The sequence below is a fragment of the Salmonella sp. FC25216 genome, from assembly GCF_057751355.1.
Genome location: NZ_JBDGON010000001.1, coordinates 540084 through 565435, shown reverse-complemented (window position 1 = coordinate 565435; position 25352 = coordinate 540084). Strand labels below are relative to the sequence as shown.

Here is a 25352-nt window from a genome sequence, read left to right as displayed (position 1 = left end):
ATTCATTATTCTTGGTAAAGTATGCCCTATTAACCTTTCATAAAACAACCAAACCAGAATCCATTTTCTCTCTCGAAATTTTCATCTCCAAAAGCCCTAATGTGTTCTGACACCACATCTAGTTTTTTTAGAGATAATTTATGTAAGTATCTTTCCAATTCATCGCTTGTATACGATTTCTCGATCATATTATCGAATTTCCGTTTAAACAAGCTTTCATCGCCAAGATTAGGGTCTAATATTTTATCCTTAAAAAAACCTTCCGTTCTGACACATAAGAAAAAATATATGCCACCAGGTTTTAATAACCGACAGATATTATCGAAATATCTCAGTCTTAAATCTTCATCTGGTATAAATGTAATAGCGGACATAATGTCAAATACACAGTCAAAACTTTCATCTGAGAATGGAAGTTGTTCGCCTGCATTTTCTTTGAAAATTTTCACAATCCCGTGATTGATATAGTTATTTAATAATGAAGAGGTTTTCGATATCGAAATATCTGTTTGATCTATTCCTACATATTTTCCAGAAAATTTATTCTCTAAAAGATATAGAAGGTTTCGACCAAAACCACAACCTATTTCAAGAGTATTTGTATTGGAACATGTTCCACTCGTTTCTATCATATTTCGTTCAGAAAATATTCTGCGTATAGCATAACTAGGTGTAGTTCTAGTTTCTTTTAATGAAGATTTCTTATGCAAATCCTCCCATTTAGTTTCATTCTCATTGACTAAACTATTTGATACAAAGGTATCCATGGAATTCTCCGTATTTCATGATTGTCTCAAACTGGGTAAACCCAGCATTCATCAATAGACGTATGTTTTGATTTTCAGTGTTAGTGTTCATTACACCTTCTAAGCTAAATTTTTTCGAGAGAACTTCATCAATAGAAAATCCTTGTTTTAATTTGAATTTAAGATAGCAAGACTCAACAATTTCATTAATTTTTGAATCATTAATTATTTCTTTCTCGAAAATAATCAGAGCTCCACCCGGCTGTAATTTTTCATAGAATTTATGGAATATATATTCTCTATTTCCCATTTCTATAAACTGTACGCAATAATATGATACGATAAGATTACACGGTTCTAGTTCCACTACTTCTATACATTCATTAATGTATTCAATATGCTTTCCCTTTGATTGTTTTTTTGCTTGTTCAACCATACTTTTTACAGGTTCGATGCCAATGAACCGAACATTATTTTTCATATGGTGCCGGTCAAAAATTTTATTAATCAACGCTCCTGTCGATGAACCAACTTCATATATAATAGCGTTATCTCTAACAAAGAAATCACTAATGAAACAAATTAGTTCATGGCCTTCAAGATAAACTGGAACAGATTGCTGCACATGACTATCAAAATAAGGAGCTACATTATTATCGAAAGTCCATTGTTTACCACTTTCTAAGGCAATTTCATTACCTAATTTCATCTTTATCCCCTTTATTTAAAAGATATAATGAAAGGACAATAAGTCCTCCACCAAGTATTAGATGAGTAGAGAGCCCATCGTGTAACGCCAAAACAGAAAAAATCACAGAGAAAAGAGGTACTAAGAATAGAAAACCACTTGTCAGAGTTGCTCCTCCCTGGCGTAATGCAGAGAACCAAAGCCCAAAGGATCCGATACTTGCAGGAATGATTAACCAAATAAACCATACCCATCCCCACAATTGGAGCGATCCTATATTATATTCTTCATGTCTTATGTATGCAGTGAGTAGCATAAATATTGCCCCCCAGAATAACTGCCAGCCAGTTAATACCCAGCTACTTTTGTCAAAGATAAATCTTTTTGTTATTATTGTGCATATTGACCAGCATAATGAACCCAAAAAAGCATAAATTAGTCCTATCCCCCCTTGCATGGTACTCAATCCAAGGCAGAAAATGACACCAGAAATTCCTATTATGAGTGAAATTATTTTTCTTTTATTTAATTTATCTTTCAGTAGGAAGTGAGCTAATAATGATAACCATAGTGGGTTAGTAAAAAGTATGATTGAAGACATTGAAGATGAGACACTTTGTAATGCAAGGTTCAAAAAACCCATCGTTCCTGTTGTTTGCAAACATCCAATTATACCAGTAAGAATAATTCCTCCTACAATTGATTGCTTATATGTTGGGACTACCTGTCTGTATCCTTTTAATATGGTAGCACTAATTAACATAAGTAACCCAGCCGCTAAAAATCGCCATCCTCCCATTAAGAAAGGGGGCATGTGCTCATTTGCTATAAGGTATTTCCCTGTGGGAAATGATGATCCCATACATATGGTGGCTAATATTACTTTAGGTAGAAAACCTGTATTATGATTATTGCTCATTTATTTTTTCCTTTGAATAATTTGTTTATGAGTAAAAGAAATAATGCTGATATTAAAATAACACAGACCGAAATGATTAAGTTGTTAATGATATGGAAATATGTCGATGCTACAACTAAATATTGTATTGTTACTATAAGCAGTAGTAATTTGCGGATAAATAAATCACCTCTTTTTGTCGCGTACATTATGCCTAGAGGGGCAAAAAATATGACAATTGGGATCGTTGCACTTAGATATTCTAGTGTATGTGTACTATAGTTACCCGTACTGAAATTTATAATGGTTGATAAAATAGATATTAAAGACATAACGACGACGGCTGAGGCCGTAGCGATAGATTCTGATTCGGAAAAAATTAATATCAAAGCACAAAAAAACATCACATCTATGCCATTTCCTATCCAAGATGTAATTACCCCACCAATAAAGCTAATTATTCCTAGGGTTAACATTTTTGATGATGCCATTTCCCCTTTGTTTCTCATCGTCAGCATTACTTTGTTTTTTCGACGTAGAAGATATATAGCAATGCCGAATGTCAACCAGAATGAAGAGAAGAATATTTTTAGACTTACTGATGAAAATGGATTTTGAATATATGCTAGGCCTACTAAATATCCTAGAGTAGCAATAACTGTGCTATAAATTATAAGAAAACTATTGACTTTAATTTTATTCTTATAAATGGTTAGAGATGCTGCCGTCATACCAAAAGCCTGCATAGCAAGGCAGAAGGTCGCTGCTTCTGATGAAGGAGCATGTTTGATGAAAGAAAGCACTGGAAATGCGATCACCCCACCTCCAACAGGAGTTGCACTACCTATAAATGCTCCAAACATCATTGATAAAGATAATATATAATTATTAATTATCCCTTGTACTCCAGTGGTAAAGACTATTAACCCTCCCCATATGATCAAAATAAGTGTTCTATAAACTAAAAGTGTATTTTTTTGTAAGTAAGAATACAAAAACATTAAATTATGCCATGTGAATCAAATGTAGTTGTATTATGGCTCTTCACTTTTGGAGATGTTTCATTACACGATGAACTATCATTGCTATGGACGATTCCTTACCTAACTTTAGCCGACTTGCATACTTACTAGCCAATCCAGGCAGAGCAAAGATGCTTTCTTCACTGATGGATAGCAATCATTTGACTGCATCAGAATTGGCTTACCTATCGGGGTTATCTGCGCAATCAACAAGTAATCACTTATCGAAATTGTTATATTTCAAAGTTGTTACTTTTGAGAAGGTTGGACGAAATAGGTACTATCGCTTATAAAACCAACTTGTTGCGCAGGCTATTGAGTCAATGATGGCAGCAACTTATACTGATCTTGCTCTTCAACAGCGGCGTAAGCCTGCAGGATTCAAAAAACTATGTTATGCACGGACATGCTATGATCACATTGCTGGGCATGTTGGTGTATCTATTTTTGAAAGCTTGTCGAAACAACAGATCTTGATTACTGAACGAGATCACCTAGAAATTAGCGAAAAAGGCTATCAATGGTTTATAAAGGAACTGGACATTGATATCCGTTCTGTTCCCCCATCCCGAAGAGCGTTGGTAATTCCTTGCATGGACTGGAGCGAACAGAGCTACCACTTGTCAGGCGAATTAGGGTCTATATTGCTTCGGTGTATGCTTGATAGGCGATATATAACAAAGGCTGATGAATATCGAACTTTAACCATCACCACTTCAGGTTTGCGGTTTCTTCAACAGGCGTTAGAGATCGGTGGGCTGTTGGAACCACATGAATAGAGAATTGAAATGTTGGAAATATTGTTATCTTATTTATTAGGTTATTATTACCATGGCATAATATGATATACTTCCTTATTTTATCGTTATCATGGCATATAAAAATCACGTTATCTATATACTAGAAACACTGTGAAATATATTAGCTAAATACAATGCTATTATCTATCTACAGCCCGTCGATTAGATATTATAGATAATGAAATGGCAGTTTTGACTTCTGTGTAAATTAATTTTCAGTTAGGTAAAAGAATAGGTTGGATATATATTACCAAAAAATAATAATTTTCAGTGTTCTAAGAGTGGCTATCATTTGTGAATAATTTTATTGCGTTCTCGATTATTTGTTATAACTGCTGGAGCACTCCGTAACTACTGGGTTATCTGTCAGTTCAGACTGTCGTGGGATATTTTTATTTAAAAAATTAACTGCCGTTGATGACTATATTTGACGATGGATACATCAAAACATTCTATCCGAATAATTTGATGTATTTACCTTTTATCTGATGCAGATGTTGTTACTTCTGCTTGAGGATAGAAGATTATAAATACCAGAAGAAAGGTCATAATCTAAAAAGCTGGAATCGGTATCGCTTAGCGATGTTGTCTTATTGGAATAACCTTCGATAATTTTTTAAGGCTAAAAATAGTTTCTTCTTTCTTTACTATCGCTTGCAGGATAGACTTTTTCCCAGCACAAAATGCTTCATGGCCTGAAAGAAGCGCCTGAGGAACTCAGGATGGCAGCCCCTACCGGTGAATACCTCCGCAAACACCGGCTCGCAGGCAACTGCGACAGAGGTCAAATTTCACACTTATCCTTTTAACTGCGCCAGCTTGCTGGTTAACGCTCCTTCACGCCGAGATATTCCGGCTCATCTGCATCTGCTGACATTCAGCGCCTTTTACCTGACGGGCTGCGGCCTGCAAAGACAGCAGGCCTTGTTGCCGCGTGACCGTATACCTGCATCTGCTCCAGCAGGGTAACGGCCTGAGAAGACAGCGGCACCAGATGCTCATCTTTCATCTTTGAACCGCACTCCTTTCACCGCCTCGCGTTGCGCGGGTACTGTCCAGATACGGGCTTTGAGGTTGAACTCATCCCAGCGGGCCAGACGCAGTTCGCTGGAACGCAAAAAGACGTGCAGATTAAGCTCCAGCGCCAGACGGGTCAGCTCCCGCCCCTTGTAGCCATTGATCTTGTCCAGCAGCTCCGGCAGGCGTTTCAGGGGCAGGGCGGGGTGATGTTGGATCACAACCGGGGTCACGACGCCATCCAGGTCAAAGGCCGGATTATAGCGGATAAGACCGCGCTGTACGGCATGATGCATGATTTTGGTCAGATGCTGGCGTACCCGTCCGGCGACATCATGCACGCCCTTATCATCGATAGCTTTGACTGGCTCGGCCAGATGCAGGGTTTCAATCCTGGTGATATCCATTGCACCAATATCAGGAAAGACATAGCGCTTAAGGCATATCAGGATTTTGTCCGCATGACCTTCTGACCAGCGAACAAGGTTATCCGTGTGCCATTCGGTGGCGATGAATTTAAAGGTCCGGGACTCGTCAACGGGGGATTTTCCGGTTTTGCGAAGCTGAGAGGGGCTTATATCAGATGCCAGCAGCTTTCTTGCCGCATCACGTTTTTGGCGGGCTTTGACCAGTGTCACCTGAGGGTAAGTGCCAAACGCCAGATGGAACTCTTTACCAGCAAAGCGGTAACGGAAATACCATAAGCGTGAACCGGTGGTAGAAACCATCAGGTACAGACCGTATGTATCAGTCAGCTTGTAGGATTTTTCAAGGGATTTTGCAGTGCGGATGTGGGAATCAGTTAACATAATGAGTCACTCAGTTTATCGAACTGAATGACCCGCAATCTGACCCCAAATTTTGTCGGATGCGTACAGATAAACAGATACGCACTGAGACATTTTTTACGCTAATTCTCTGAATCTAAATACTTATAGAGACATCCTGAGAAGCATAAAAACAGAATAGTGGTGCCCGGACTCGGAATCGAACCAAGGACACGGGGATTTTCAATCCCCTGCTCTACCGACTGAGCTATCCGGGCAACGGGGCGCATTAAACCGTAAAGGGGCGCGGTCGTCAACGGCTTTACACGAAAAAAGTGATAAAAGCGCGTTGGTTGTCTGCTTTTCAGGCAAAATGCGTAAAATCAGTACTCCGTCAGGTTAGCGCGCCACCCTGGCGGCACTGTGCAAAACGCAGAATATCTTCCGCCAACCGCTGAGCGGTATCTACATCAGCCTGACTGCGGTTGACCAGCATTCGACTGAGACAACCTTCCAGCACCAGCTCCATCTGCCTTGCGACCATCGCTGGATCGTCAATTTCCAGCGTGGTCAGTAGCTCATGGGTAAAATCATGTGCCGCGCGTTTTTGTTGATCGGCCAGTTGATGAATAGGATGGGCTGGATCGGGATAAAACGTGCAGGCGGCAATGAACAGGCAACCAGGATAACGGTTATTACTGACACATTCCGAGAGCGCGCTGTAGCGTGCCAGCAGCTTTTGTTCAGCAGAAAGGGTCTCATCAAGAAGAAGCTGGCGTCGCCAGATATCTACCTGCTGACTAAGATAACGTAGCGCGTCATACAAAATGGCTTCTTTATCTGGCCAGAAACGCTGTAATGTGTCGAGTGGTTGATTTACGCGCTCCGCCACCATTTCCAGCGTAGTATTGGCTATCCCTTGCGTCTCCAGTAATTTCAGGGCTTCTCCCAGAATATCTTCACGTTGCACGGTATTCTCCTCCGTCTTTGCTTTTGCAAGTGTCGCTCACGGTTGGCGATCGTGCAAATGCGCGCTAAAGGTTGCGGCGTCCATAAAGCCGGTGACTCGCGCTTGCGGCTGTTCCTGACCTTGAGCATCAAAGAACAGAATGGTGGGTAGCCCGAGGACTTGCAGATGCTTTAACAGCGCGACATCCTGCGCATTGTTAGCGGTGACGTTAGCCTGCAAGAGCACCGTGTTGTCGAGCGCCTGTTGGACCCGCGGATCGCTGAAGGTATACTTTTCAAACTCTTTACAGGCCACGCACCAGTCGGCGTAGAAATCCAGCATAACGGGTTTGCCTTTGGCCTGTGCCAGCGCCTGATTGAGCTCGTCCACGGTAGAAATAGCCGTGAAATTGAGGTGCGCCTGAGTCTGCGCGGACGGCGATCCGAATGCCCAATCCTGTAGCGGCCGCACGCTAATGAGCGCTGCTGCCAGCAGGATAATCTGTACGATACGCATCCATGCACGTCTGGCCTGAAGGCTGGTGATAAACGCCCAGCCAAAGAAAGCGACGCCCAGCAGCGACCACAGACGTAAACCCCAAGCCTCGCCAATAATCCGCTCCAGTAAAAATACCGGTAACGCGAGGATTACGAAACCAAAAGCGGTTTTGACATGCGCCATCCACGGGCCGCTTTTCGGCAGCAGGCGGTTGCCAAATACGGTGACCAGAATTAGCGGCAGACCCATGCCTAATGCATACAGATACAGCGTGCCGCCGCCCAGCCACATATTTCCGCTCTGAGCGATATAGAGCAGAATCGCGCTTAACGGCGCTGTGGTGCAGGGAGAACAAATTAATCCGGCAATCGTCCCCATAACAAAGACGCCGCCGGGCGAGCCGCCTTGCTGACGATTACTCATTAATGTTAGCCGGGTTTGCAGTGAGGAGGGGAGCTGTAGTGTGAACAGGCCAAACATCGACAACGCAAGCAGGGTGAACACGATGGCAAGGCCGATTAACACATAAGGGTGCTGCAGCGCCGCCTGAAACTGTAATCCCGCCGCGGCGACGACCAGACCCAGTGCGGTATAGGTCAGCGCCATCCCTTGTACATAGATAAAGGCCAGCAGCAGTGCGCGACCCGTCGACAAACGTTGCCTTCCGCCCAGTACAATACCGGAAATCAGCGGATACATGGGTAAAACGCAGGGCGTAAAGGCGATGCCGATGCCGATCAGAAGTGCCCAGATCGCGGAGAAAGGTAGCTGGGCGGCGGGTTTTGACGTCTCACCCGTCTGGGTGACAGCAGGCGTCGGCGTGGCGTCTATTGCCGCGGCGACTTCACTTAGCGGCACCGTTTTCGTTTCCGGCGGATAACAGAATCCCGCATCGGCGCACCCCTGGTATGTTACCGTTAATGTCGCGCCAGCCGCCTGGTTAACTGTTACCGGAACGTTTAGCCGCTTACGGTAGATTTCGCTTTTCCCGTAAAACTCATCTTCATGCCAGACGCCTGCCGGGAGCTGGACTGCGGCGATATCCGCTTTCGTCGGCGTAATGCTGATTTGTTTACGGTAAAGGTAGTAACCCTCTTTTACCTGCCAGGAGAGGGTAAGGTCGTGTTGATTTTGCTGAAAATCAAAAACAAAAGCCCGGTCGGCAGGGACGAACTGTGAGCGACCCGGCGCGTCGAATAATCCGGCGAAGGCGGATGTGCTGCACAGCAGCAGGATCAGCGTAAAGATGCGTTGAGCCATGAGAGGTAATCAGTATCTCCGTGAGTAACAGGTAAAACCAGAAGTTCGGGCGTTTGATACGGGTGATGAGACTTCAGGCAGTCGATAAGCGCTTGCTGATGTGAAACGGTGGTTTTCAAGATCATTTGAACTTCATACTCCTGCTCCAGTTTGCCTTCCCAGTAGTACAGCGATGTCGCTCCGGGGAGGAGGGTGGCGCAGGCGGCCAGTTTTTCCGCCAGCGCTTTGGCGGCCAGATCCTGGGCGGTAGCTTCATCCGGGGCGGTGCAAAGCACCACAACGGCCTCGGGGATGGAAATATCCTGACTCTTAACATCAAGCATAAACACCTCGAAAGAACAAAAAGATCCGCAAGTGAATGGTCACTATACAATGGACGAGGGCAGGATGTTAGTCAAAGGGCGGGAGAATGCGGGGCGTGATACGCCCCGCGGGTAAAACACTTACAGCATAACGCTGCCCAGCAGGAAGCCGAAGCAGACAGCCAGAACGACGCCCAGGGTGCCTGGGATGAAGAACGGGTGGTTAAAGACGAATTTACCGATACGGGTTGTACCGGTGTCATCCATCTGTACCGCCGCAACCAGAGTCGGGTAGGTCGGCAGAATGAACAGGCCGGAAACGGCAGCGAAGGAAGCGACTGCCGTCAACGGAGAGACGTTCAGCGCCAGCGCCATCGGCATCAGAGCTTTCGCCGTTGCCGCCTGAGAGTAGAGCAGCGCGGAAGCAAAGAAGAAGATGACGGCCAGCAGCCACGGATGACCCTGAATGACGCTACCCGCAGTATCTTTGATCCAGTCGATGTTAGCGGATACGAAGGTATCACCCAGCCACGCCACGCCCAGAATACAGATACAGGCGCTCATCCCTGCTTTAAAGGTACTGGAGTTGAGGATGGCGTCAGTTTCCACTTTACACAGGATGGTGGTCAGCGTTGCGACGCTCAGCATGATGATCAGAATAGCGTTGGTGGTGTTCATCAGCGGTTTCTCAACCAGGCCGAGGCTCGGACTGTTGACAATCGCATAAACAACCACGCAGATAACGCCCAGCAGGAACAGCCAGACGGAGTTTTTTGCCATCGGTTTGATTTCAATCTGCTTTTCACCACGCAGTTCAATCAGTCCTTCTTCCAGACGCTTGCGGTAAATCGGGTCGTCCGAAAGTTTGGAGTTGAACAGCATAGTGACCAGGAAGGACATCACCAGTACCGCCAGCAGCGTAGATGGGATAACCACGGACAACAGGTGGATGTAGCTGATGCCATGACCTTCCATGACAGAAGACATATACACCACGGCCGCAGAAATCGGCGAGGCGGTAATCGCGATCTGCGCGGATACCACGGCGGTAGAGAGTGGCCGGCAAGGTTTGATTCCCTGCTCCTTCGCGACTTCAGCAATAACCGGTAGCGTTGCCAGGGAAATGTTCCCGGTACCGGCAAAAATAGTCAGGAAATAGGTCACAATCGGTGCGAGGATGGTGATGTATTTCGGGTTCTTACGCAGCAGTTTTTCTGTCTGGTTTACCAAATAATCCAGACCGCCCGCGACCTGCATGGCAGAGATCGCGGCGATAACCGCCATGATGATGGAAATGACATCGAATGGAATTGTCCCTGGCTTCACGCCGATGGCGGCAAGTACCAGAACACCCAGCCCACCTGCGAATCCAATACCGATGCCCCCAAGTCTGGCGCCCAAAAAGATTGCCAGCAAAACAATGATAAGTTCGACAACTATCATATTAGCCTTCCTTGTTGTTTAACAAGTTGATATTAAATTGTTGTTATTTGGTAACTTATTGCAAGAAAAAAGGCACGTCATCTTGACGTGCCTCTTTGGTACTACCCTGTACGATTACTGTTCGCTTTCATCAGTATAACGTTTAGCTTTATAAGCCGGGTGCATCAAGTTCTGTACGGAGAAAATATCGTCCAGCTCGGCTTCCGTCAACAGGCCGCGCTCCAGCACAACTTCACGTACGCTCTTACCGGTTTCGGCACAGATTTTACCGACGATGTCGCCGTTGTGGTGGCCGATGAACGGGTTGAGGTAAGTGACGATACCGATGGAGTTATAAACGTACCCTTCGCACACTTCTTTATTCGCGGTAATGCCGTTAACGCATTTTTCCAGCAGGTTGTAGCACGCGTTGCTCAGAATGTGAATGGATTCGAACATCGCCTGACCGATAACCGGTTCCATAACGTTCAACTGTAGCTGACCGGCTTCCGCCGCCATCGTAACGGTGGTGTCGTTACCGATGACTTTAAAGCATACCTGGTTTACGACTTCCGGTACAACCGGGTTCACTTTTGCTGGCATGATGGAAGAGCCCGCCTGCAGTTCCGGCAAGTTGATCTCGTTCAAGCCGGCACGAGGGCCAGAAGAGAGCAAGCGCAGGTCGTTACAGATTTTGGACATCTTCACCGCCAGGCGTTTCAGCGCGCTATGAACCATGACATATGCGCCACAGTCAGACGTCGCTTCAATCAGGTCTTCAGCCGGAACACAAGCAAAACCAGTTACTTCAGCCAGTTTTTTCACCGCCAGCGGAGAGTATTCTTTCGGCGTGTTCAGACCGGTACCGATTGCCGTAGCGCCAAGGTTCACTTCCAGCAGCAGTTCAGCAGTACGTTCGATGCTTTTCACTTCTTCTTTCAGCAGGATGCTGAAAGCACGGAATTCTTGACCAAGCGTCATCGGTACGGCGTCCTGCAACTGGGTACGACCCATTTTCAGGATGTCCTGGAATTCAACTGCTTTACGTTCGAAGCCTTCACGTAACTGGTTGATGGCATCAATTAGTTTGATGATAGAGGCGTAAACCGCTACACGGAAGCCTGTCGGATAGGCGTCGTTAGTCGATTGACATTTATTCACGTGGTCGTTCGGGTTCAGGTACTGATATTCACCTTTCTGATGACCCATCAGTTCCAGCCCGATATTGGCCAGCACTTCGTTGGTATTCATGTTGACGGAAGTGCCCGCGCCGCCCTGGTAGACATCTACCGGGAACTGATCCATGCACTTACCGTTATTAAGGACTTCATCACATGCGGCAATGATGGCATTCGCCACACTCTTAGGAATGGTTTGCAGCTCTTTGTTGGCCAGCGCCGCCGCTTTTTTTACCATAACCATGCCACGCACAAATTCAGGGATGTCGCTGATTTTGTTATTGCTAATGTAGAAGTTTTCAATCGCTCTCAGAGTGTGAACACCATAGTAGGCTTCAGCTGGAACTTCCCTGGTACCCAACAGATCTTCTTCGATACGAATGTTGTTTGACATGTGAACCTTCTTTTTCAAGCTGCCAATGATTTTTACTTTAAAACACACAGGATATATGTGATTTCGAATGTTTTCTGACCGACGATTATCCCCTCCATCGGCCTGATAAACGAGATCATATGCTGGTTCAGAATTCCTACCGTAATCTGGATCACTTAAAGTGTGGGAATTTACCCCTTATTTATTATTTTGTGAAATAGGTCACCGCTTTAGGATTACTACTTAAAATAAGTGTACAAACTGCTTGAAATTTTGCTAAGCACCACCATATCGGATCAATGCGAATCGCAAACCCATTTAAATGGTCGTCGCAGACGGCTATGACTTACAGGAGAGTCCTTTGCGCTGGATACCCTTTTTAGCTGTCTTTCTCTATGTTTATATTGAGATTTCTATCTTTATCCAGGTCGCCCATGTGCTTGGCGTCCTGATGACGCTAATCCTGGTGATTTTTACGTCGGTTATCGGTATGTCGCTGGTACGTAACCAGGGTTTTAAAAACTTTTTGCTGATGCAACAAAAAATGGCGGCCGGTGAGAGCCCTGCGGCAGAAATGATTAAGAGCGTATCGCTGATCATCGCTGGCTTACTGCTCCTGTTGCCGGGTTTTTTCACCGATTTTCTCGGCCTTCTCCTTTTGTTACCGCCAGTGCAAAAACATTTGACGCTAAAGTTGTTGCCACATTTACGTTTTTCCCGGATGCCGGGCGGCGGGTTTAGCGCAGGTACTGGTGGTGGCGAAACATTTGACGGCGAGTATCAGCGTAAAGACGACGATCGCGATCGTATTGAACATAAGGATGATCGTCGGGATTAAAGGTGGAGATGCAGGTCGGATAAGTTGCGTGAGCGTCGCTATCCGGCCAATGGTTGCCTCTCACGTCATGCGTTTCCGCTTCGGTAAAAACCGCCATAACATTACCAGCATAATAGTGGCGTATAAGCTTTTCCAACCCACCATTACCAGCAATAATAGACACAGTAGACAACCCGTCACCGCCAGTGCATGACCGCGCCCTTTCAACAGCCGACAGCCCGCCAGCATACAAAGCAGATAGAGCATAATAAAAATACCGTTAGCATAGACGATCAGCGCATTGAGATTAATTCTCAGGGCGTAGACGACCAGGGAACTCACGCAACAACAGGCCAGAATGGCGTTTAACGCGTGCAAGGGGATGCGTCCGGGAGAGAGTTGAGCCAGATAGTGGTCGGGCTTATATTGCATTTGCGTCCATATCAGGCGCGCGAAACTCTGAGCATACACATTCAGGCTGGCAAAGCAGGTGAGATAACCAATAATGCAGGCTACCCACAACGCCTGCAGACCGAAGAGATGAACAATAATAAGCGGTAGCGATGCTGTCGCCGCTATCTTGTCGCTATAGACGCCAAAATGCAGTACCACGGCGGTACTGGCCCAATAAATGGAGCCGGCCAGCATCAGGCCAATGATCAATGCGCGCGGAAAATCACGTTCAGGATTTTTAAATTCAGACGACAAATGCGTAAAAGCCTCAATTCCCACAAATCCCCAGAATATGATCGCCAGGGCGGTACACAGCCGGGAAAATGTGAGTTCGTTTACGGCTGGAAAGGTGATATCCGCAGGTTTAATCGCGCCTTTCCACAGAATGGCGGCAATAAGCGCGATAATTAATCCAGCGATAATGGCTTGCAGGTTGGCGCTGGAGCTGGCGCCGCGAGAGCCCATAAACCATAGTAAGACTATAGTTCCCAGTTCCCCGAATAAGAGCTGCTCGTTCCGCCAGCCAAACAGCGCCTGACCGAAGCCCACCGCAATATGCAGGGCTGCGGGAAAGCTGACAGGAATTACCGATAAAAATAACCAACTGATCACCCGTTGTAGGTGCGGGCCAAATGCCATTCCGACAAAATGCGCTATGCCGCCAGCGTGTGGAAAATGACGTCCCAGCACGGCAAAGACAATGGCAATAGGGAAAATCAAAATAATGAGCAGCGGCCATGCCCACAGGCTGATGTTGCCTGCGGCCCGCGCAGCCAGTTCCGGAAGCGCAAAAACGCCAGTCCCTAATAATGACGTGGTTAACAAGATAACGCCCTGAACCAGCCCAAGCTCTTTTTTTAGTTCATTCATAAGCTAATTATCCGGCGGCATTGTAACGTCAGGCGACGACAGACATTTTTAAGCGTATCACACACGCATTTTCTTTTAGCAGGATGTTCTAAACCTCGGGTAAACGTGAGATAAGTAGCGTTTTTACAGCTTTTTTGGCTTAGAAGAATTTTTTTTCATCTCCCCCCTTGAAGGGGCAAAATCCCATCCCCATCTCTCTGGTCACCAGCCGGGAAACCGTTTACGGGCCGGCGTAACCCATAACTGATAAAGACTTTCTCAAAGGAGAGCTATCAATGAGTATTCGTCCGTTACATGATCGTGTGATCGTCAAACGTAAAGAAGTTGAGTCCAAATCTGCTGGCGGCATCGTATTGACCGGTTCCGCAGCGGGTAAATCAACTCGTGGCGAAATCATCGCTGTCGGTAAGGGTCGCATCCTGGACAACGGTACTGTACAGCCGCTGGATGTGAAAGTCGGCGACATCGTTATTTTTAACGATGGCTACGGTGTGAAATCTGAGAAGATCGACAATGAAGAAGTGTTGATCATGTCTGAAAGCGACATTCTGGCAATTGTTGAAGCGTAATCCGCGAACGACACTGAACATACGAATTTAAGGGAAAGAGAAAATGGCAGCTAAAGACGTAAAATTCGGTAACGACGCTCGTGTGAAAATGCTGCGCGGCGTAAACGTACTGGCAGATGCAGTGAAAGTAACCCTCGGTCCGAAAGGCCGTAACGTGGTTCTGGATAAATCTTTCGGTGCACCGACTATCACTAAAGATGGTGTTTCCGTAGCGCGTGAAATCGAACTGGAAGACAAGTTTGAAAACATGGGCGCGCAGATGGTGAAAGAAGTTGCCTCTAAAGCGAACGATGCTGCAGGCGACGGCACCACCACCGCGACCGTACTGGCGCAGTCCATCATTACCGAAGGCCTGAAAGCCGTTGCTGCGGGCATGAACCCGATGGATCTGAAACGTGGTATCGACAAAGCGGTTGCTGCTGCGGTTGAAGAGCTGAAGGCGCTGTCCGTACCGTGCTCCGACTCTAAAGCGATTGCTCAGGTAGGTACTATCTCCGCTAACTCCGACGAGACCGTAGGTAAACTGATCGCGGAAGCGATGGATAAAGTCGGTAAAGAAGGTGTCATCACCGTTGAAGACGGTACCGGTCTGCAGGACGAACTGGATGTGGTTGAAGGTATGCAGTTTGACCGCGGCTACCTGTCCCCTTACTTCATCAACAAGCCGGAAACTGGCGCAGTAGAGCTGGAAAGCCCGTTCATCCTGCTGGCTGATAAGAAAATCTCCAACATTCGTGAAATGCTGCCGGTTCTGGAAGCCGTTGCGAAGGCTGGTAAACCGCTGCTGATTATCGCAGAAGATGTTGAAGGCGAAGCTCTGGCTACCCTGGTCGTGAACACCATGCGTGGTATCGTGAAAGTGGCTGCGGTTAAAGCGCCTGGCTTCGGCGATCGTCGTAAGGCGATGCTGCAGGATATCGCTACCCTGACCGGCGGTACCGTAATCTCTGAAGAGATCGGTATGGAGCTGGAAAAAGCAACTCTGGAAGATCTGGGCCAGGCGAAACGCGTTGTGATCAACAAAGACACCACCACCATCATTGATGGCGTGGGTGAAGAAGCGGCCATCCAGGGCCGTGTCGCTCAGATTCGTCAGCAGATTGAAGAAGCGACCTCCGACTACGATCGTGAAAAACTGCAGGAGCGCGTAGCGAAACTGGCAGGCGGCGTTGCGGTTATCAAAGTTGGCGCTGCGACCGAAGTTGAAATGAAAGAGAAGAAAGCCCGCGTTGAAGATGCCCTGCACGCGACCCGTGCGGCGGTAGAAGAAGGCGTGGTTGCTGGTGGTGGTGTTGCGCTGATTCGCGTGGCGTCCAAACTGAGCGAGCTGCGTGGTCAGAACGAAGACCAGAATGTGGGTATCAAAGTTGCGCTGCGCGCAATGGAAGCTCCGCTGCGTCAGATCGTGCTGAACTGCGGCGAAGAGCCGTCTGTTGTGGCTAACACCGTTAAAGGTGGCGACGGTAACTACGGTTACAACGCAGCGACCGAAGAATACGGCAACATGATTGATATGGGTATCCTGGACCCAACCAAAGTCACCCGTTCTGCGCTGCAGTACGCGGCTTCTGTGGCTGGTCTGATGATCACCACCGAGTGCATGGTGACCGACCTGCCGAAAAGCGATGCGCCTGATTTAGGTGCTGCTGGCGGTATGGGTGGTATGGGTGGTATGGGCGGCATGATGTAATTGCCTACACCCTGCATCCTTCAGGCTGCAGATGCGTTGGCTGCGTTTGCTAACCCCAGTCACTTACTTGAGTAAGCTCCTGGGGATTAACAAACTGGCCGCCTTCCTGCAACCAGAATGATTTGGGTGCTTATCTCCCAGAATTGAGAAACCTCCGGGCAGAAATGACCGGGGGTTTTTCTTTTGGTCATCTTTTTAGTATAAGATTCAGATACGGACAAAACGTCCAGCTCATTGATTATGGGGAATAACATGCACGTGAAATATTTAGCAGGGATCGTTGGCGCCGCGCTGCTGATGGCGGGTTGTAGCTCCAGCAACGAACTCACCGCGGCCGGCCAGAATGTGCGCTTTGTCGAAGATAAGCCAGGCGCGGAATGCCAGCTTATTGGTACGGCAACCGGTAAACAGAGTAACTGGTTTTCAGGCCAGCACGGCGAAGAGGGGGGGTCAATGCGCGGCGCAGCGAACGATCTGCGTAACCAGGCGGCGGCGATGGGCGGGAACGTTCTGTATGGCGTAAGTAGCCCGTCGCAGGGCATGTTGTCCAGCTTTGTCCCGACGGCCAGCGAGATGAACGGCCAGGTTTATAAATGTCCGAACTGATATGTCTGAATCGTAACGCCCTCTGCAAGATTCAGAGGGCGATATGGTTAGTGTTTTTCCTGCGATGACTCCATGCGTAGATTATGCAACGCGCGCAGGCATTGATCTTGCGTCAGACGCGTTGCTTTACCGGTTCCTGGCGTTCTGACAAAAACCTTACATGGTCTTCCCTCCAGCTTTTTAAGACGCGGGCTGTAATTCAGCAAACGGCGTGATATCGCTTCGGCTTCTTTAGAGCCTGACTGACTGCGGGTTTTAATGATGGTGCCGCAATCATAAGATTTTCCTGCTTCATCCGTGTAACGATAAACGAGCGCCAGATAATGGTTATACAGATTATGTTTCCAGTCGGGCTGGTTATAGGTATCGAATTGCAGATTACCGTTTTCCAGACAATCAGCATCGTATAATGGTAAAAAGTCCAGCATTGAAGAAATACGCAATGCGAGCTCACGCATTCCGGCATTGTTAATAGCGTGAATAATAGCTATCACCAGGACTTCAACCTGCCACTTTCCAACCTGTAAATCCAGGTGGCTACCATTGTGCAGATTTAACGTAAAGATTAATGCCTCTTCTGTATTATCGCTGAGCGCTAAGGACTCAATGCGCTAATTAATATTGGCGTTTTCCAGCTCTTCACGGAGTATTGCCGGAATATTCTCATGCATTTTACGCACATGGCTGCTTTTGGCTTTCTGGCGTTTTTCCTGCTCTTGTTCCGGAAGCGAGTGTTGTAAATAAAGCTGGTGTTCAAGGCCGATCAGCAGGTCTCGCAGCGCGAGCACAGGAAAGAAAAGCACTATTTCTTTATTTCTCAGGGACTTCACCTTAAGCGCCAGCGCGATAAACGTATTATTGTGACGAATAACTCCGGTATTTAGTTCTTTAATCGTTAAGGCTATGTCAATTCTCCATAAATATAAAATAATTAAATGTTTAATAGTAATGTATTTAATATATGAATTGTTTATGCTGCTCTATAAAAAGGAAAGCCAGTATAATTTGAAAATGCAGTACATGCTAAGCGAGTCCTAAAACGGATTTTATTGAAAAGAGAGTGTCAGAAATAGGAGGGATAACGAACGTTATTTTATCGTCGCCAGATGGTGAGGAGAATCGCAGGGCGAATCTCCTCGTGATATTGCGCGGTAATATTTTTCGCCGTCCCTGATTCGCCCGCGAGTATTATTGTTGACGAAGCTGTAAATCAAGCGGCGTTTTGCTCGGTTCGCCGCCAATTTCACGCGCCAGTCTTGGCACCATATAGCCGGATACCAGCGTGAGCAGTTCGCGCATGATTTGCCGAGCTTCGTCATCGGTGACCATAAAATGCGCGGCACCCTGCACTTTATCCAGCACATGCAGGTAATAGGGCATCACTCCGGCGTCGAATAGCGCGTTGCTCAGATTCGCCAGCGTTTGCGCATTATCATTCACGCCACGCAGCAGGACGCTCTGGTTGAGAAGCGTTACGCCCACGCGGCGCAGTTTCTTCATCGCCAGGCAGAACGCCTCGTCCACTTCATTGGCGTGGTTGATATGGTTCACCAGCAAAAGTTGCAGACGCGACTGGTCAAAGCGGGCGACCAGTTCGTCAGTAATACGTGCCGGGATGACGATAGGCAACCGGCTATGGATGCGTAACCGCTTGACGTGCTTAATGGCTTCCAGTTGCGTAAGCAGCCAGTCCAGCTCATGATCTTTCGCCATCAGCGGATCGCCGCCGGAAAAGATGATCTCATCCAGTTCCGGGTGCGCGGCAATATACTCCAGCGCGACTTTCCAGTTGCGTTTATTGCCTTGATTCTCCGCATACGGGAAGTGACGACGGAAACAGTAGCGGCAATTTACCGCGCATCCGCCTTTTACCAGCAATAGCGCTCGGTTTTGGTATTTATGCAATAATCCTGGCACCACGCTGTGTTGCTCTTCCAGCGGGTCGGTGGAGAAACCGGGGGCGACAATAAATTCGTCCCGGGACGTCAGTACCTGACGTAAAAGAGGATCGTCAGGGTTGCCTTTCTCCATGCGCGCAATAAAAGCGCGCGGCACGCGGAGGGCAAACAAATGCCTGGCGTCCTGTCCTGCCCGGAGTTTTTCATCAGCTTCAATCTGTAAAAGATGCAGCAGTTCATCGGGATTGGTCACAACATCGGCAAGTTGCGCTAACCAATCTTCTCGCAATGGGGTATTTAGGGTTACAATATGCGCCATTTTGTGGCTTAGCTACCAGTTAACAATTTCAGAGGGCCTTATGGCGACTTACTATAGCAACGATTTTCGTTCCGGTCTTAAAATCATGTTGGATGGCGAACCTTATGCGGTTGAATCCAGTGAATTCGTGAAACCGGGTAAAGGCCAGGCGTTTGCCCGCGTTAAGCTGCGCCGCCTGCTGACCGGCACGCGTGTAGAGAAAACCTTCAAATCGACCGATTCCGCTGAAGGCGCGGATGTGGTCGATATGAACCTGACTTACCTGTATAACGACGGTGAGTTCTGGCATTTCATGAACAACGAAACCTTCGAACAGCTCTCTGCAGATGCCAAAGCTATCGGCGACAACGCAAAATGGCTGCTGGATCAGGCGGAATGCATCGTGACCCTGTGGAACGGTCAGCCAATCTCTGTCACCCCGCCAAACTTTGTTGAACTGGAAATCGTTGATACCGACCCAGGTCTGAAGGGCGATACCGCAGGTACGGGCGGTAAACCAGCTACTCTGTCTACTGGCGCAGTGGTTAAAGTTCCGCTGTTCGTGCAGATTGGTGAAGTGATCAAAGTCGATACCCGTTCCGGCGAATACGTATCTCGCGTAAAATAATTTACGTTACCGGGAAGTATGGCGTAGCGTGTGCTGCGCCATCGTATTTTTCGAGCATCAATGATGAAACGCCTTATCAGCCTTGTCGCGCTGGTTCTCCTCATCGGCACATTATTAACGGCATGTAATACCGCTCGTGGTTTTTGCGAAGATATTCAGCATCTCGGTCACACCCTCTCCCGCGCAGCCAGTTAATCACTTCTCGTCTTCCTAAAATTAGTCGAACGTCCGTCATTTTCTGGGATGTTGTCTATTATTAAGTTGCTATACACAAACAACATTGGCTAGAAAAGGAAGACATTATGGTTAAAAAGACAATTGCAGCGATCTTTTCTGTTTTGGTACTTTCCACTGTATTAACCGCTTGTAATACCACGCGTGGCGTGGGTGAGGACATCTCGGACGGTGGTAGTGCGATCTCTGGCGCTGCAACCAGAGCTCAGCAGTAATCATCAACGGTACGGCATGGCGTCGTACCGTTAATCTATTCTCTCCGGAAGCGTTAGAAAGGGAGAATACCGATTATCCATATGAAGTTTCATACGGATATTACGTTTATAGGTGTAAACCGTTTTCCCATGAATGCCAAGCGCATACGCAATTTCTTTATTGCTGGTGCCTTCTGTCCACATCGCGAGCACCTTTTCCTCCTGCGGAGAGAGCAATGGCGTGGCGCTTTCCGGCGCTTCCTGCAGTGGATGAGTACAGAGTGCGCCTTTAATTCGTTGTGCAAGCTCATGTAAAGACGTGTGTTTAGATAACACCGCATGGCTGGCATAGTGTGACCTGTACGGCACATCCCCTGACTGTAATAATACCAACGGCGTCATCCCACAGGCGGCGAAAAATGCATTGATAGGCTGCGCGGGCAAGGCATCGTTGAGAAAACCATATAAATCAGCGATAACCAGATGAGGCTTCCATTGCAGAATATGTTCTTTCGCCAGTATAAGGTTATTCATCCCGGATACCAGCAGCGAAGAACTGAGCACATCAGTGTGATTAAGCCAGGCCTCCATTCCCGTACGGGTAAAATGGCATCGGTCTATCACTAAAATTTTCAACATAGTTTTTTTGCACCTGGAAGTAGATAAAGCATTTTCTGATCCCAGAAAGCGCTCCATCATAGAGAACTCCTGTTGGCGCTAAATGCGAAAATTACGCGGCTTAAAAGGGTCAATTCCCGCCTTTAGACGGAAAAAAATAAAAAGGTTGAAATTCATTTTCTCTCAGGCAAGAATAGCTTTTAATCCGTATACGTTACAGGACGACCTGTAAACGCTATTCTCAGCGGGGACGGCCCCATTAATTCTCTGGAGCCTGATATGTCCTGGATCATTTTATTAATCGCTGGTTTACTTGAAGTGGTATGGGCTGTCGGCCTGAAGTATACCCACGGTTTTTCTCGTCTGACCCCCAGTATTATCACTATTATTGCCATGATTATCAGTATGGCGTTACTTTCCTGGGCAATGAAAACGCTACCTGTTGGAACGGCGTACGCTATCTGGACCGGCATCGGTGCCGTCGGGGCGGCAATCACCGGTATCCTTCTGCTGGGCGAGTCTGCCTCACCGGCGCGTTTGCTCAGTCTTGGCTTGATCGTCGCGGGTATAATTGGGCTAAAACTCAGCACGCATTAATTCGTCGCTGACATCGCTACGAACCTGATTGTTTTACCCAAATTAATTTATTGACGTCAAACCCCTCCCGGGTCGCGACGGCCAGCATTTGCTGTTTTATTTCCTCAGAGAGCGTTGGCGTGCGAGAGAGTATCCACAAATAATCGCGATCCGGGCCGCACACCAGCGCATGACGGTATTCCCTGTCAAGCGCAATCACGTTATAGCCGCCGTAGAACGGGCCGAAAAAAGAGACCTTGAGCGCGGCGCGGTTTGGACTACCGGTAAAATACGCTTTGCCTTCTGTTTTTTGCCACATTCCCCGATCCGGGTTATAGCCTTTATTGATGACATTAAGCCCGCCATCGTTACGCAGACTATAGGTGGCAGTAACTTGCTCCAGTCCACGCTCAAATCGATGATCGAGGCGTGCGATTTCATACCAGGTGCCGAGGTAACGTTTGGCATCAAAGTTATTTACCACGGTAACGCCTTTAGGCGGCGTAGGCGAACTACAGGCGACAACCAAAAATGCCGCGGTAACTGCAGCAACGACGGGCAGCAAGCGCATAGAATTTTTCCTTCCAGTGTTTTTTCTAAGTGTAGAACCTGGCGGGAAAATGAGGGGCAGGAAAAGAAAAAACGCCCTCTTACCGAGTAGATAAGAGGGCATCGTTGCGACTTAGAGAGTGATAACGCCAATCGCCGTCACAACGGTCAGGATTGCCGCCAGGCCGTAGAAGACCCATTTGCCCGCGGGCACATGAATTTTCAGGTCATGCATCGCATGGTGCATACGGTGTAAGCCACACCATAGTGGCAGTACGATCATCAGGAACAGAAAAACGCGACCAATAAAGCTTTGGGCGAACGTCAGTACGCGCTCAAAACTTAGGGCATCGCCCGGAAACAGCCCCAGCGGCAGCATGATGCCAACCAGTAGCACGATCACCGGCGCGATGATCGCGCCCCACATACCGCCTGCGCCAAACAGTCCCCAGAATACGGGTTCATCAGAACGTTTTGGGTTTGGATTAATCATCCGGGACTCCTTACCAGAACAGGGCAACATACAGAATGACTACGGTGACTACCGCAGTGACCATCCAAAGCCCTTTGATGATTGGCTCTGGCCCCATTTTTTCGTCTTTTACAATGATATTGGCAGCCTTCGGCGCCAGCTCAAACCAGGTTTTGGTATGCAGCAGCGCGGCAGCCAGGGTGATCAGGTTTAAGATCACTACCACCGGATTTTGTAAAAAGCCGACGAATCCCATCCAGGATTCCGCGCCGTGTTTGAGTGCAAACAGACCGAAAATCAGTTCAATACTGAACCAGACTGCCGGCACCGCTGTGCCTTCGCGCAGCATATAAAAGCGATAAAACGGCAGTTTCTTCCACCAGGTGGACGTCATCGGCCGCACATAGGGTTTGCGTTTAGTCGTCATGTTGCACTCCTTAGCGTGGTTTCAGGGTGGCGATAAGAAAGTCTTTCGAGCTTTCCACTTTACCCTGCTGAATGGCCGCAGCCGGATCGACATGTTTTGGACAGACTTCGGAGCAGTAGCCCACGAAAGTACAGGTCCATACGCCGTTCGGACTGTTCAACTGCGCCATACGCTCCTTCTTACCGTGGTCGCGGCTGTCTTCGTTATAGCGATGCGCCAGCGTAATCGCAGCCGGTCCGATAAACTCAGGGTTCAGACCGAACTGCGGGCACGCGGCGTAGCACAGACCACAGTTGATGCAACCGGAGAACTGGTGATACTTCGCCATTTGCGCCGGGGTCTGGACGTTCGGCCCCTGATCCGGCGTGCGAGAGTTGCCAATAATGTACGGTTTGATCGCTTCCAGACTTTCAATAAAGTGCGTCATATCGACAACCAGGTCGCGCTCAATCGGGAAGTTTGCCAGCGCTTCCACCTTCATACCGTTGGTGTAATCGCGCAGGAAAGTTTTACACGCCAGTTTAGGGACGTTGTTGACCATCATGCCGCAAGAGCCGCAGATAGCCATACGACAGGACCAGCGGTAGCTCAGGTCTGGCGACAGGTTATCTTTGATGTAGCCCAACGCATCCAGTAGCGACGTTGTCTCATCATAAGGAACTTCATAGAAAGCACTGTGTGGCGCGGTATCGGTTTCCGGGTTATAGCGCACCACCTCAACTTTCAGGTTTTTCATCTCAGCCATTCGCCTTCTCCTTCTTATCGGCTGCTTCCGCTTCACCGCCGTAAACACGTTTGGCTGGCGGCAGGGTGGTGATTTTCACGTCACTGTATTCCAGGCGGGTCGTGCCATCAGCATCGCGGAAGGCGAGGGTGTGCTTGAGGAAGTTCACATCGTCGCGCTCGGTACAGCCTTCATCCAGACGCTGATGCGCGCCGCGGGACTCTTTACGCGCCAGAGCAGAGTGCGCCATACATTCCGCCACGTTCAGACCATGACCCAGTTCGATGGTATATAGCAGGTCAGTGTTGAACACACTGGAGGTATCGGAGATACGTACGCGCTTGAAGCGTTCCTGAAGTTCGGCCAGTTTATCAACGGTTTTCTGCATCAGTTCCGGGGTACGGTAGATACCGCAACCTTCTTCCATAGACAGACCCATCTCATCGCGGATCTTCGACCAGTTTTCGTTGCCTTCCTGGTTCACCAGATTTTTCAGACGTTGTTCAATGTCGGCAACCTGGGCGTCGAGCGCGGCGCTATTTGCGGCGCCTGCCGTAGCAGCGCGCTCCATCGCTTGTTCGCCAGCCAGACGACCAAATACCACCAGTTCCGCCAGTGAGTTGGAACCGAGGCGGTTCGCGCCATGCAGACCGACAGAGGAACATTCGCCAACGGCAAACAGTCCTTTGACACGGCTTTCACAGTTCTGGTCGGTTTCAATGCCGCCCATGGTGTAGTGCGCGGTCGGACGTACTGGAATCGGTTCTTTAACCGGATCAACGCCGACATAGGCTTTCGCCAGTTCGCAAATGAACGGCAGACGTTCATGCAGTTTCTTCTCGCCGAGATGACGCAGGTCGAGGTGAACCACATCGCCGCGCGGCGTGGAGATAGTGTTGCCTTTACGCCATTCGTGCCAGAAAGCCTGGGATACTTTGTCGCGCGGCCCCAGTTCCATATATTTGTTTTTCGGCTCGCCCAGCGGCGTTTCAGGGCCCATGCCGTAGTCTTGCAGGTAACGGTAGCCATTTTTGTTGACCAGAATACCGCCTTCGCCACGGCAACCTTCGGTCATCAGGATACCGGAACCTGGCAGGCCGGTCGGGTGATACTGAACGAATTCCATATCACGCAGCGGAACGCCGTGGCTCAGCGCCATGCCCATCCCGTCGCCGGTGACGATGCCGCCGTTGGTGTTATAGCGGTATACGCGGCCTGCGCCGCCTGTCGCCATTACCACGGCGTTGGCGCGGATTTGCACCAGCGTGCCTTCCATCATGTTCATCGCCACCAGGCCGCGCGCATGGTTGTCATCAACCAGAATGTCCAGCACAAAATGTTCGTCAAAGCGCTGGATTTGTGGGAATTGCAGGGAAGTCTGGAACAGGGTATGCAGCATATGGAAGCCGGTTTTATCTGCGGCGAACCAGGTACGCTCGATTTTCATACCACCGAAGCGACGCACGTTAACGCTACCGTCCGGACGGCGGCTCCACGGGCAGCCCCATTGCTCGAGCTGCGTCATTTCAGTGGGACAATGGTGGACAAAGTAATCCACGACATCCTGCTCACACAGCCAGTCTCCGCCTGCTACCGTATCGTGAAAATGATAGTCAAAGCTGTCATGATCCTGGGCGACAGCGGCTGAACCCCCTTCGGCAGCGACAGTGTGGCTGCGCATCGGGTACACTTTTGAGATCAGTGCGATTTTAGCGTTGGGATTCGCCTGTGCGGCAGCAATTGCAGCACGTAATCCCGCGCCACCGGCGCCTATAATGGCAAGATCGGCTTGAAAGGTTTGCACGACAT

27 protein-coding genes, 1 tRNA gene and 2 pseudogenes are annotated in these 25352 nt (G+C 48.3%); 10 read left to right on the top strand and 20 right to left on the bottom strand.

All coding sequences use genetic code 11. The features are described 5' to 3' along the window. Window positions 1-29: 29 nt before the first annotated feature. From AC3G3F_RS02690 to AC3G3F_RS02675, 4 genes are read right to left on the bottom strand one after another with little or no spacing between them, the layout of a single operon-like run. Window positions 30-767 (bottom strand): class I SAM-dependent methyltransferase, encoded by a 738-nt coding sequence (locus AC3G3F_RS02690; protein WP_220529818.1) that lies wholly within the window; start codon window positions 765-767, stop codon window positions 30-32. Beyond that, complete coding sequence (locus AC3G3F_RS02685) at window positions 745-1455, bottom strand: methyltransferase domain-containing protein (RefSeq protein ID WP_079814376.1); 711 nt, start codon at window positions 1453-1455, stop codon at window positions 745-747. The genes AC3G3F_RS02690 and AC3G3F_RS02685 overlap by 23 nt, the downstream gene beginning before the upstream one ends. Beyond that, window positions 1442-2353: a DMT family transporter gene (locus AC3G3F_RS02680; RefSeq protein ID WP_053509793.1), complete on the bottom strand. Its 912-nt coding sequence runs from the start codon at window positions 2351-2353 to the stop codon at window positions 1442-1444. The genes AC3G3F_RS02685 and AC3G3F_RS02680 overlap by 14 nt, the downstream gene beginning before the upstream one ends. Beyond that, complete coding sequence (locus tag AC3G3F_RS02675; protein WP_226302618.1) at window positions 2350-3333, bottom strand: sulfite exporter TauE/SafE family protein; 984 nt, start codon at window positions 3331-3333, stop codon at window positions 2350-2352. Before AC3G3F_RS02675 ends, AC3G3F_RS02680 begins: the two co-directional genes overlap by 4 nt. 86 nt (window positions 3334-3419) lie before the next feature. On the opposite strand from AC3G3F_RS02675, the gene AC3G3F_RS02670 reads away from it, so the two are divergent. Beyond that, a complete protein-coding gene (locus AC3G3F_RS02670) occupies window positions 3420-3647 on the top strand; it encodes an ArsR/SmtB family transcription factor (RefSeq protein ID WP_488394387.1) in 228 nt (75 codons plus the stop codon). Window positions 3648-3677: 30 nt separating this feature from the next. Further along, window positions 3678-4133, top strand: a complete 456-nt coding sequence (locus AC3G3F_RS02665) for a hypothetical protein (RefSeq protein ID WP_488394385.1) — start codon at window positions 3678-3680, stop codon at window positions 4131-4133. A 967-nt stretch (window positions 4134-5100) separates the two neighbouring features. Here AC3G3F_RS02665 and AC3G3F_RS02660 read toward each other — a convergent pair. From AC3G3F_RS02660 to aspA, 7 genes and pseudogenes are all read right to left on the bottom strand, one after another. After that, window positions 5101-5980: pseudogene (locus tag AC3G3F_RS02660) on the bottom strand (tyrosine-type recombinase/integrase); the annotation flags it as partial. Window positions 5981-6140: 160 nt separating this feature from the next. Then, window positions 6141-6216: transfer RNA gene (locus AC3G3F_RS02655), tRNA-Phe, on the bottom strand. Window positions 6217-6332: 116 nt separating this feature from the next. Continuing rightward, window positions 6333-6908 (bottom strand): transcriptional regulator, encoded by a 576-nt coding sequence (locus AC3G3F_RS02650; RefSeq protein WP_053507701.1) that lies wholly within the window; start codon window positions 6906-6908, stop codon window positions 6333-6335. 36 nt (window positions 6909-6944) lie between these two features. Next, window positions 6945-8645, bottom strand: coding sequence for a protein-disulfide reductase DsbD (locus AC3G3F_RS02645; protein WP_488394383.1), 1701 nt, complete (start codon window positions 8643-8645; stop codon window positions 6945-6947). Then, on the bottom strand, window positions 8621-8968 hold the full coding sequence (gene cutA / locus AC3G3F_RS02640) for a divalent cation tolerance protein CutA (RefSeq protein ID WP_080225635.1): 348 nt from the start codon (window positions 8966-8968) through the stop codon (window positions 8621-8623). Before cutA ends, AC3G3F_RS02645 begins: the two co-directional genes overlap by 25 nt. A gap of 120 nt (window positions 8969-9088) precedes the next feature. Then, window positions 9089-10390 (bottom strand): anaerobic C4-dicarboxylate transporter DcuA, encoded by a 1302-nt coding sequence (gene dcuA / locus AC3G3F_RS02635; protein WP_000637596.1) that lies wholly within the window; start codon window positions 10388-10390, stop codon window positions 9089-9091. 114 nt (window positions 10391-10504) lie between these two features. Further along, on the bottom strand, window positions 10505-11941 hold the full coding sequence (gene aspA / locus AC3G3F_RS02630) for an aspartate ammonia-lyase (RefSeq protein WP_023220389.1): 1437 nt from the start codon (window positions 11939-11941) through the stop codon (window positions 10505-10507). Window positions 11942-12281: 340 nt separating this feature from the next. On the opposite strand from aspA, the gene AC3G3F_RS02625 reads away from it, so the two are divergent. Continuing rightward, window positions 12282-12758 (top strand): FxsA family protein, encoded by a 477-nt coding sequence (locus AC3G3F_RS02625; protein WP_001267291.1) that lies wholly within the window; start codon window positions 12282-12284, stop codon window positions 12756-12758. Window positions 12759-12818: 60 nt separating this feature from the next. Here the strand turns inward: AC3G3F_RS02625 and yjeH are convergent, their stop codons facing one another. Further along, window positions 12819-14060 carry an L-methionine/branched-chain amino acid transporter gene (yjeH, locus tag AC3G3F_RS02620; protein ID WP_070803994.1) on the bottom strand — a complete coding sequence of 414 codons (1242 nt, stop codon included), beginning with the start codon at window positions 14058-14060 and terminating at the stop codon, window positions 12819-12821. A gap of 275 nt (window positions 14061-14335) precedes the next feature. Between yjeH and AC3G3F_RS02615 the strand changes: the two genes are divergently transcribed. The 3 genes from AC3G3F_RS02615 to AC3G3F_RS02605 all read left to right on the top strand — a co-directional run bounded on the left by AC3G3F_RS02615 (window position 14336) and on the right by AC3G3F_RS02605 (window position 16925). Next, the gene (locus AC3G3F_RS02615) at window positions 14336-14629 is read left to right on the top strand and encodes a co-chaperone GroES (RefSeq protein WP_000027827.1); all 294 of its coding nucleotides are present in this window, start codon (window positions 14336-14338) and stop codon (window positions 14627-14629) included. 43 nt (window positions 14630-14672) lie between these two features. After that, window positions 14673-16319 (top strand): chaperonin GroEL, encoded by a 1647-nt coding sequence (groL, locus tag AC3G3F_RS02610; protein WP_023185643.1) that lies wholly within the window; start codon window positions 14673-14675, stop codon window positions 16317-16319. Between the two features lie 252 nt (window positions 16320-16571). Continuing rightward, on the top strand, window positions 16572-16925 hold the full coding sequence (locus AC3G3F_RS02605; RefSeq protein ID WP_000558210.1) for a DUF4156 domain-containing protein: 354 nt from the start codon (window positions 16572-16574) through the stop codon (window positions 16923-16925). A 47-nt stretch (window positions 16926-16972) separates the two neighbouring features. Here AC3G3F_RS02605 and yjeJ read toward each other — a convergent pair. Together yjeJ and epmB are read right to left on the bottom strand one after the other, a co-directional pair. Then, window positions 16973-17830: pseudogene (gene yjeJ / locus AC3G3F_RS02600) on the bottom strand (YjeJ family protein). A gap of 283 nt (window positions 17831-18113) precedes the next feature. Next, window positions 18114-19142, bottom strand: a complete 1029-nt coding sequence (gene epmB, locus AC3G3F_RS02595; protein WP_023248780.1) for an EF-P beta-lysylation protein EpmB — start codon at window positions 19140-19142, stop codon at window positions 18114-18116. A gap of 40 nt (window positions 19143-19182) precedes the next feature. Between epmB and efp the strand changes: the two genes are divergently transcribed. The 3 genes from efp to ecnB all read left to right on the top strand — a co-directional run bounded on the left by efp (window position 19183) and on the right by ecnB (window position 20198). Beyond that, a complete protein-coding gene (gene efp / locus AC3G3F_RS02590) occupies window positions 19183-19749 on the top strand; it encodes an elongation factor P (RefSeq protein WP_000257282.1) in 567 nt (188 codons plus the stop codon). Between the two features lie 60 nt (window positions 19750-19809). After that, complete coding sequence (locus AC3G3F_RS02585) at window positions 19810-19944, top strand: hypothetical protein (RefSeq protein WP_023248781.1); 135 nt, start codon at window positions 19810-19812, stop codon at window positions 19942-19944. A gap of 107 nt (window positions 19945-20051) precedes the next feature. Beyond that, window positions 20052-20198: a lipoprotein toxin entericidin B gene (gene ecnB / locus AC3G3F_RS02580; protein WP_000239598.1), complete on the top strand. Its 147-nt coding sequence runs from the start codon at window positions 20052-20054 to the stop codon at window positions 20196-20198. 30 nt (window positions 20199-20228) lie between these two features. On the opposite strand, the gene AC3G3F_RS02575 is transcribed toward ecnB, so the two are convergent. Continuing rightward, window positions 20229-20816, bottom strand: coding sequence for a helix-turn-helix transcriptional regulator (locus AC3G3F_RS02575; RefSeq protein WP_023248782.1), 588 nt, complete (start codon window positions 20814-20816; stop codon window positions 20229-20231). A 258-nt stretch (window positions 20817-21074) separates the two neighbouring features. Between AC3G3F_RS02575 and sugE the strand changes: the two genes are divergently transcribed. Then, window positions 21075-21392 carry a quaternary ammonium compound efflux SMR transporter SugE gene (sugE, locus tag AC3G3F_RS02570; protein ID WP_023248783.1) on the top strand — a complete coding sequence of 106 codons (318 nt, stop codon included), beginning with the start codon at window positions 21075-21077 and terminating at the stop codon, window positions 21390-21392. A 16-nt stretch (window positions 21393-21408) separates the two neighbouring features. On the opposite strand, the gene AC3G3F_RS02565 is transcribed toward sugE, so the two are convergent. The 5 genes from AC3G3F_RS02565 to frdA form a co-directional block, all read right to left on the bottom strand. Further along, window positions 21409-21942, bottom strand: coding sequence for a lipocalin family protein (locus tag AC3G3F_RS02565; protein WP_063390010.1), 534 nt, complete (start codon window positions 21940-21942; stop codon window positions 21409-21411). A gap of 111 nt (window positions 21943-22053) precedes the next feature. Next, window positions 22054-22413, bottom strand: coding sequence for a fumarate reductase subunit FrdD (gene frdD, locus AC3G3F_RS02560; protein WP_000609650.1), 360 nt, complete (start codon window positions 22411-22413; stop codon window positions 22054-22056). Window positions 22414-22423: 10 nt separating this feature from the next. After that, complete coding sequence (frdC, locus tag AC3G3F_RS02555) at window positions 22424-22819, bottom strand: fumarate reductase subunit FrdC (protein WP_079796256.1); 396 nt, start codon at window positions 22817-22819, stop codon at window positions 22424-22426. A gap of 10 nt (window positions 22820-22829) precedes the next feature. Continuing rightward, the gene (gene frdB / locus AC3G3F_RS02550) at window positions 22830-23564 is read right to left on the bottom strand and encodes a fumarate reductase iron-sulfur protein (protein ID WP_000829509.1); all 735 of its coding nucleotides are present in this window, start codon (window positions 23562-23564) and stop codon (window positions 22830-22832) included. After that, window positions 23557-25347 carry a fumarate reductase (quinol) flavoprotein subunit gene (gene frdA / locus AC3G3F_RS02545; RefSeq protein ID WP_001192954.1) on the bottom strand — a complete coding sequence of 597 codons (1791 nt, stop codon included), beginning with the start codon at window positions 25345-25347 and terminating at the stop codon, window positions 23557-23559. Before frdA ends, frdB begins: the two co-directional genes overlap by 8 nt. Window positions 25348-25352: the final 5 nt, after the last annotated feature.

Coding starts and splice junctions, on each gene's coding strand:
- AC3G3F_RS02690 (WP_220529818.1), bottom strand. CDS start 767: ATGGATACCTTTGTATCAAATAGTTTAGTCAATGAGAATGAAACTAAA.
- AC3G3F_RS02685 (WP_079814376.1), bottom strand. CDS start 1,455: ATGAAATTAGGTAATGAAATTGCCTTAGAAAGTGGTAAACAATGGACT.
- AC3G3F_RS02680 (WP_053509793.1), bottom strand. CDS start 2,353: ATGAGCAATAATCATAATACAGGTTTTCTACCTAAAGTAATATTAGCC.
- AC3G3F_RS02675 (WP_226302618.1), bottom strand. CDS start 3,333: ATGTTTTTGTATTCTTACTTACAAAAAAATACACTTTTAGTTTATAGA.
- AC3G3F_RS02670 (WP_488394387.1), top strand. CDS start 3,420: ATGGACGATTCCTTACCTAACTTTAGCCGACTTGCATACTTACTAGCC.
- AC3G3F_RS02665 (WP_488394385.1), top strand. CDS start 3,678: ATGATGGCAGCAACTTATACTGATCTTGCTCTTCAACAGCGGCGTAAG.
- AC3G3F_RS02645 (WP_488394383.1), bottom strand. CDS start 8,645: ATGGCTCAACGCATCTTTACGCTGATCCTGCTGCTGTGCAGCACATCC.
- cutA (WP_080225635.1), bottom strand. CDS start 8,968: ATGCTTGATGTTAAGAGTCAGGATATTTCCATCCCCGAGGCCGTTGTG.
- dcuA (WP_000637596.1), bottom strand. CDS start 10,390: ATGATAGTTGTCGAACTTATCATTGTTTTGCTGGCAATCTTTTTGGGC.
- aspA (WP_023220389.1), bottom strand. CDS start 11,941: ATGTCAAACAACATTCGTATCGAAGAAGATCTGTTGGGTACCAGGGAA.
- yjeH (WP_070803994.1), bottom strand. CDS start 14,060: ATGAATGAACTAAAAAAAGAGCTTGGGCTGGTTCAGGGCGTTATCTTG.
- AC3G3F_RS02615 (WP_000027827.1), top strand. CDS start 14,336: ATGAGTATTCGTCCGTTACATGATCGTGTGATCGTCAAACGTAAAGAA.
- groL (WP_023185643.1), top strand. CDS start 14,673: ATGGCAGCTAAAGACGTAAAATTCGGTAACGACGCTCGTGTGAAAATG.
- AC3G3F_RS02605 (WP_000558210.1), top strand. CDS start 16,572: ATGCACGTGAAATATTTAGCAGGGATCGTTGGCGCCGCGCTGCTGATG.
- epmB (WP_023248780.1), bottom strand. CDS start 19,142: ATGGCGCATATTGTAACCCTAAATACCCCATTGCGAGAAGATTGGTTA.
- efp (WP_000257282.1), top strand. CDS start 19,183: ATGGCGACTTACTATAGCAACGATTTTCGTTCCGGTCTTAAAATCATG.
- AC3G3F_RS02585 (WP_023248781.1), top strand. CDS start 19,810: ATGATGAAACGCCTTATCAGCCTTGTCGCGCTGGTTCTCCTCATCGGC.
- ecnB (WP_000239598.1), top strand. CDS start 20,052: ATGGTTAAAAAGACAATTGCAGCGATCTTTTCTGTTTTGGTACTTTCC.
- AC3G3F_RS02575 (WP_023248782.1), bottom strand. CDS start 20,816: ATGTTGAAAATTTTAGTGATAGACCGATGCCATTTTACCCGTACGGGA.
- sugE (WP_023248783.1), top strand. CDS start 21,075: ATGTCCTGGATCATTTTATTAATCGCTGGTTTACTTGAAGTGGTATGG.
- AC3G3F_RS02565 (WP_063390010.1), bottom strand. CDS start 21,942: ATGCGCTTGCTGCCCGTCGTTGCTGCAGTTACCGCGGCATTTTTGGTT.
- frdD (WP_000609650.1), bottom strand. CDS start 22,413: ATGATTAATCCAAACCCAAAACGTTCTGATGAACCCGTATTCTGGGGA.
- frdC (WP_079796256.1), bottom strand. CDS start 22,819: ATGACGACTAAACGCAAACCCTATGTGCGGCCGATGACGTCCACCTGG.
- frdB (WP_000829509.1), bottom strand. CDS start 23,564: ATGGCTGAGATGAAAAACCTGAAAGTTGAGGTGGTGCGCTATAACCCG.